This is a genomic window from Methylobacterium sp. WL120 (assembly GCF_008039465.1).
GTDB classification, from domain to species: Bacteria; Pseudomonadota; Alphaproteobacteria; order Rhizobiales; family Beijerinckiaceae; genus Methylobacterium; species Methylobacterium cerastii.
On sequence record NZ_VRUT01000058.1, the window covers coordinates 21,629 to 27,809 of the forward strand.

Consider the following 6,181-nt stretch of genomic DNA (forward strand, 5'->3'; position numbering starts at 1 on the left):
CTTACGCCTCGAGCTTGGCCACCAGCGCGTCGGACAGGGCGAAGTTGACGTAGACGTTCTGCACGTCGTCCTGGTCCTCGATCACCTCGACGAGGCGGATCAGCTTCTCGCCGGTCTCGTCGTCGACGTCGATCGTGTTCTGGGCCTTCCAGACGAGGCCCGTGCGGGTCGGCTCGCCGAAGCGGGCTTCGAGCGCCTTCGAGACCTCGCCGAAGGAGTCCTGCGCGCAGGTGATCTCGTGGCCGGCCTCGTCCGAGCGCACGTCGTCGGCGCCGGCCTCGATCGCGGCCTCGATCATCGTGTCGGCGTCGGCCACCGAGGCCGGGAACGCGATGACGCCGACGCGGTCGAACATGAAGGCGACGGCGCCGGTCTCGGCGAGGCTCCCGCCCGATTTGGTGAAGGCCGAGCGCACGTCGGAAGCCGTGCGGTTGCGGTTGTCGGTCTGCGCCTCGACGATCAGCGCGGCGCCGCCCGGGCCGTAGCCCTCGTAGCGGATCTCCTCGTAGGTCTCGCCGTCGGCGCCGGACGCCTTCTTGATCGCGCGCTCGATGTTGTCCTTGGGCACGTTTTCGGCGCGCGCCGCGATGATCGCCGCGCGCAGGCGCGCGTTCATCGCCGGATCGGGCAGGCCGAGCTTGGCCGCCACGGTGATCTCGCGGGCGAGCTTGCCGAAGAGCTTCGAGCGGACGGCGTCCACCCGGCCCTTGCGGTGCATGATGTTCTTGAACTGGGAATGGCCGGCCATGGCGTCGCGCGTTTCTTGGGTGTCGTGGGGATGCTGCGGTTTATACGCGGGCGGAACGCGACGAGGCAACGCGGGCCGCAGGTGGGCTGGACGATCCGGAAAGAACCATCGCCTCGCACGTTGGCCCCCACGATCGCCGTGCATCGCGACGGCCATGGCGAAGGAACCACACGGACGTGACGACCCACCCGACCACCGAACGAAGGCACCGCGCGGAAATGGCCGACGCCTGGGTGAAGCGCGAGGATCGCTGCGGCGACGGCACGCGCGATCTCCGGCGTACTGAGAGCCGCCGGTGGCCGAAGCTCGGCTTGGCCGCGGTTCTCGGGCTGGTGGCCGGTGCGACGCTGTTCGCCACGGAAGCGAAAGGCCGAGGCGCCCCGCGCTCCCGGCCCACGCGTCGCGACTGACGGCTCAGGCGCTCGCGTGCCAGGCCCGCAGGCCCGCGAGCGTCACCACCCCGTCGGCCCAGGCGACCCCGAACACGTGCCGGTGCGGATGCCCCGGCTCGCCGAGGTCGGACACCGCCGAGAAGGCGCCGTCGAGGCGGTGGCTCTCGGTGTAGCGGCTGCGCGTCGCCAGCACCGGCAGGCCGGCGTCGAGCGCCGAGCGGATGCCGGCGGCGGAATCCTCGAACGCGATCGCCTCCGACGGCGCGATGCCGAGGCGATGGACCGCGAGGTCGAAGATGTCGGAGGCCGGCTTCTTGCGGGCCGCCTCGTCGCCGGAGGCGATCACGTCGAAGGGGCGGTCGCCGGCGGGGAAGTTGACCGCGAGCAGCGTGTCGACGTTGGCGCGGGTCGTCGTGGTGGCGATCGCGAGGCGGACGTCGTCCGCCCGCGCCTCGGCGATGAGCCTGGCGACGCCGGGGCGCAGCGCCAGCGCGCCCTCCGAGACGAGGCCGCCGTAGATCGCGGTCTTGCGGGTGTGGATCTCCCGCATGCGGGCGCGGAGGTCCGCGGCGTCCCCGTGCCGGGTCGCGACGTAGTGGGCGAGCCGTTCCTTTCCGCCCATCACGGTCAGCAGGTCGGCGTAGCAGACGGAGTCCCAATGCCAGGACAGGCCGAGCTCGGAAAAGGCTTGGTTGAAGGCCTGGCGATGCAGGTCCTCGGTCTCGGCCAACGTTCCGTCGACGTCGAAGATCAGCGCCTTCAGCATGACGACGGCATCAGCATGCGATCGATCCGCCGCCCGCGGCCTGGGCGCCGGCCCGGATCGCGGCGATCCGTTCGGCGTAGCGGTCCGGCCCGTCCTTGAACACCGCGTTGCCGGCCACGAACACGTTGGCGCCGGCCGCCGCCGCGCGGCCGACCGTGTCGGCGTCCACCCCGCCGTCGACCTGGATGTCGATGGCGCGGCCAGCACACATCGCCTTAACGCGCGCCACCGTCTCGAGCGCGCTGCCGATGAAGCTCTGGCCGCCGAAGCCCGGGTTCACCGTCATCACCAGCACCATGTCGACGAGGTCGAGGAGCGGCTCGACCATCGCGGCGGGCGTGCCGGGGTTCAGCGCGATGCCGGCGCGCTTGCCCAGGCCCCGGATGGTCTGGAGCGAGCGGTGGCTGTGCGGCCCGGCCTCGACATGCACGGTGATGCCGTCGGCGCCGGCCTCGGCGAAGGCCGCGAGATAGGGGTCGGCCGGCGCGATCATCAGGTGGACGTCGAAGAACTTCCTGGAGTGCGGGCGCAGCGCCTTCACCACCGGCGGCCCGAAGGTGATGTTGGGCACGAAGTGCCCGTCCATCACGTCGAGGTGGATCCAGTCGCCGCCGGCCGCGTCCACGGCACGGGTCTCCTCGGCCAGCCGCGCGAAGTCGGCCGACAGGATCGAGGGGGCGATGATGGCCTTCGGCATGGCACGGGTTCCGAATCGCGACGGGGACGTGACCCTTCGCGCAGGCTGATGATGGGTCGGGAAGGCCGGCCTGACCAGCCGGACTTCCGTCTGCGACGTTCCGTTCGTTCAGGCGAGTCGCCGCTTGCGCTCGACGAGTTGCATGATGATCGGCGTGAGGATGAGCTGCATCGCCAGGTCGAGCTTGCCGCCCGGGATGACGATCGAGTTCGCCCGGCTCATGAAGCTGCCCTCCAGCATCGAGCGCAGGTACGAGAAGTCGATGCCCTTCGGGTCCTTGAAGCGGATCACCACCATCGATTCGTCGGCCGTCGGAATCCAGCGGGCGATGAACGGGTTCGAGGTGTCGACGGTGGGCACCCGCTGGAAGTTGATGTCGGTCCACGAGAATTGCGGGCAGATCGTCTGCACGTAATCCGGCATCCGCCGCAGGATCACGTCGGTCACCGCATCGGTCGAGTAGCCGCGGAACGAGCGGTCCCGGTGCAGCTTCTGGATCCATTCGAGGTTGATCACCGGCACGACGCCGATCTTCAGGTCGGGGTACCTGGCCAGGTCCAGGCTCTGGTCGACGACGCAGCCGTGCAGGCCCTCGTAGAACAGCAGGTCGGAGCCGGGCTCGAAATCCTCCCACTCCGTGAAGCTGCCCTGCGGCCGCCCGTAGCGCGCGGCGTCCTCGACGTCGTGCACGTAGTGCCGGGTCCGGCCGCGCCCGGATTCGCCGTAGGTTCGGAACACGTCCTCCAACTCGGGCAGGAGGTTGGCGCGCGGCGCGAAGTGCGACAGCGTCGGCTCCGCCGCCATCATCGCGTGCATGGTCTCGCGGTCGAACGCGTGGAAGCCGTCGCCCTCGATGTAGACCGCGGAGACGTCCTCGCGCCGGAAGATCTGCTCGAAGGTGTTGCGCACGGAGGTCGTGCCGGCGCCCGAGGAGCCGGTGACCGAGATGATGGGATGCCGCGCCGACATGGAGGCTACCGCGCGATCCGGTCGATCACGAGCGCATCAGCCCGCGCTGGCCGAACAGGGGGGAGCGCCCGGCGGCGTGGTTGCGCCCGTCGTAGTACTTGGCGACGCTGGCGACCTCCTCGACCGAGCCGAAGACCAGCGGCACGCGCTCGTGGATGCCGGTGGCGGCGATGTCGAGGATGCGGCGCTCGCCGTCGGTGGCGCCGGCGCCGGCCTGCTCCATCAGCATGGCGATCGGTGCGGCCTCGTAGAGCAGGCGCAGGCGCCCCTGCGCGTAGCCCTTGCGGCCGTCGCCCGGGTACAGGAACACGCCGCCGCGCATCAGCACGCGCTGCGCGTCGGCCACCAGCGAGCCGAGCCAGCGCATGTTGTAGTCCTTGTCGTGCGGCCCTTCGGCGCCGCGCAGGCAATCCTCGACGAAGGCCTTGATCGGGCCGTCCCAGTGCCGGGCGTTCGAGGCGTTGATCGCGTATTCCTTGGCGGCCGCCGGCACTTCGAGCGCGGCATGCGTCAGCCGGAAGGCGCGCTCGGCGCGGTCGAGCACGTAGACCTGCGTGCCGTGGCCGAGCGTCAGGATCAGGGCCGTCGCCGGGCCGTAGGTGACGAAGCCCGCCGCCGTCTGCGCCGTGCCGGGCGTGGTGAAGGAGGCGATCGGGTCGCCCTCGGCCGTCACCGCCGGGCGGATGCCGAAGATGGTGCCGACCGCCATGTTCACGCCGATGTTCGACGAGCCGTCGAGCGGGTCGATCGCGACCGCGAGCGGCGCCCCGGCGTTGAGGTGCATCACGCCCTCGGCCTCCTCGGAGGCGACCTCGGCGACCGGCGCGGCCTGCAGCGCCTCGGTGACGCGCTGGTGGGCGATCACGTCGAGCGCCTTCTGCACGTCGCCGTCGCTGTTGTGCTCGCCCGCCGCCGCGAGGTCGCCGCCGAGCGCCCCGCGCCCGATGACCTCGCTGATGTCGATCGACGCGGCCGCGATCGCGGCGATCACGGCGGCGGTGTCGGCCAAGTGCGGCTCCGCCGCGACGGCGGCGGCGAGGCATGCGTCGAGCCGCGATCCGAGTGCCGGTGAACCTGTCGACATCCGCTTGCCCTTCCGCCCAGAATCTCGTTGCGCCCGCCATCCGGAGCCGGCGCCCGCCGCACGCTTTACCCGCCGGACGGTCGGCAGGATACCGCACGGGCCCGGCCGTTCACCAGGGAGCGGTGCAGGGCGGGGCCAAGAAATCTAAAACTTCTTGCGGCCGATTACAAAAAAACTAAAAACAGCGCATGCGCAACCTGTCTCTCAAGCAACTTCAGGCGGTCGCCGCGGTGGCCAGGCTCGGCACCATGACGCGGGCCGCCCAAGAGCTGAACGTGACCTCGGCGGCTCTGTACGCCCGCATCCGACAATTGGAGGAGGAGGCGGGCCTGCTGCTGTTCGACCGGACGCCGACCGGCCTGAAGCCGACCGATGCGGGGCGCGAGATGCTCTGGGCGATCGACAGCATCAACACCGTGCTCGAGACCTGCGCCGACAAGCTCCGCATCCTCAAGGGCGGCGGCGGCGGCCGGGTGACGCTGGGCGTGGTCTCCACCGCCAAGTACTTCGCGCCGCAGGTGATCGCCGGATTCGTCAAGAGCCACACCGGCGTCGAGATCAACCTCTCGGTGCGCAACCGCGGCAACACGGTCGAGGCCCTGCGCAACTACGAGATCGACTTCGCGATCATGGGCCGGCCGCCGCGCGACTTCGCGATCGAGGCCGAGATCTTCGGGCCGCACCCGCTGGTGCTGATCGCCGACCCGAACCACCCGCTCGCCGGCCGCCGCGGGCTGACCAAGGCCGACATCGCCGAGGAGGCCTACCTCGTGCGCGAGGACGGCTCGGGCACCCGCACGGTGTTCGAGGAGTTCATGAACGGCATCATCATCAAGCGGGCGAAGCTCGGCATCGATTCCGGTTCGAACGAGACGATCAAGCAGGCGGTGATGGCCGGCCTCGGGATCGCGCTGCTTTCCGCCCACACGGTCGCCGCCGAAGTCGAGGCCGGCCGCCTCGTGCTCCTCGACGTGCAGGGCCTGCCGATCCGGCGCGACTGGTACGCGGTTCGCCGGGCCGACAAGGTCCTGGGGCCGGCCGCCGCCGCGTTCTGGGAGTACCTGATGCAGGACGGCGCCCGCTGGCTCCCGGGCGTCGACCTGCTCGGCGCGGGCGCGCTCGCCTCGGTCGGCGCCGGGGCTCGGGCGTGAGCGCCGGCCTCGTCGTCGTCGGGGGCGGGCAGGCGGGCTTCCAGGTCGCCGCGTCCCTGCGGGAGGCCGGGTTCGTCGACCCCGTCACGATCGTCGGCGACGAGCCGGGCCTGCCGTATCAGCGGCCGCCGCTGTCGAAGGCCTACCTCGCCGGCAAGGCCGACGCCGAGGGCCTGAGATTGCGGCCCGACGCCTACTTCGCCGAGCACCGCATCGCGGTCCGTTCGGGGACCCGCGCCGTCGCGATCGACCGGGAGGCGCGGACGCTGCGACTCGGCGACGGAAGCGACCTCGCCTACGACCACCTCGTCCTCGCCACCGGCGCGCGCAACCGCCCGCTGCCGGTGCCGGGCGCCGACCTGCCGGGCGTGCGC

At 71.0% G+C, this 6,181-nt stretch carries 8 protein-coding genes; 3 read left to right on the forward strand and 5 right to left on the reverse strand.

Annotated elements, in window-relative coordinates:
- Position 1: 1 nt before the first annotated feature.
- Positions 2-748, reverse strand: a complete 747-nt coding sequence (locus FV229_RS12780; RefSeq protein WP_147752348.1) for a YebC/PmpR family DNA-binding transcriptional regulator — start codon at positions 746-748, stop codon at positions 2-4.
- A 176-nt stretch (positions 749-924) separates the two neighbouring features.
- On the opposite strand from FV229_RS12780, the gene FV229_RS28080 reads away from it, so the two are divergent.
- On the forward strand, positions 925-1,158 hold the full coding sequence (locus tag FV229_RS28080; protein ID WP_246688172.1) for a hypothetical protein: 234 nt from the start codon (positions 925-927) through the stop codon (positions 1,156-1,158).
- Between the two features lie 4 nt (positions 1,159-1,162).
- On the opposite strand, the gene FV229_RS12790 is transcribed toward FV229_RS28080, so the two are convergent.
- The 4 genes from FV229_RS12790 to FV229_RS12805 all read right to left on the reverse strand — a co-directional run bounded on the left by FV229_RS12790 (position 1,163) and on the right by FV229_RS12805 (position 4,656).
- Positions 1,163-1,906, reverse strand: coding sequence for an HAD-IA family hydrolase (locus FV229_RS12790; protein WP_147752349.1), 744 nt, complete (start codon positions 1,904-1,906; stop codon positions 1,163-1,165).
- 10 nt (positions 1,907-1,916) lie between these two features.
- Complete coding sequence (gene rpe / locus FV229_RS12795) at positions 1,917-2,603, reverse strand: ribulose-phosphate 3-epimerase (protein ID WP_147752350.1); 687 nt, start codon at positions 2,601-2,603, stop codon at positions 1,917-1,919.
- A gap of 108 nt (positions 2,604-2,711) precedes the next feature.
- Entirely contained in the window at positions 2,712-3,572 is an 861-nt protein-coding gene (locus FV229_RS12800; RefSeq protein ID WP_147752351.1) for a phosphoribulokinase, read from the reverse strand.
- A gap of 25 nt (positions 3,573-3,597) precedes the next feature.
- Positions 3,598-4,656, reverse strand: coding sequence for a class 1 fructose-bisphosphatase (locus FV229_RS12805; RefSeq protein WP_147752352.1), 1,059 nt, complete (start codon positions 4,654-4,656; stop codon positions 3,598-3,600).
- 188 nt (positions 4,657-4,844) lie between these two features.
- On the opposite strand from FV229_RS12805, the gene FV229_RS12810 reads away from it, so the two are divergent.
- Positions 4,845-5,807, forward strand: a complete 963-nt coding sequence (locus tag FV229_RS12810; RefSeq protein ID WP_147752353.1) for a LysR family transcriptional regulator — start codon at positions 4,845-4,847, stop codon at positions 5,805-5,807.
- On the forward strand, positions 5,804-6,181 hold a 378-nt coding region (locus FV229_RS12815), incomplete at its 3' end, for an FAD-dependent oxidoreductase (RefSeq protein ID WP_187275135.1). The genes FV229_RS12810 and FV229_RS12815, both read left to right, overlap by 4 nt.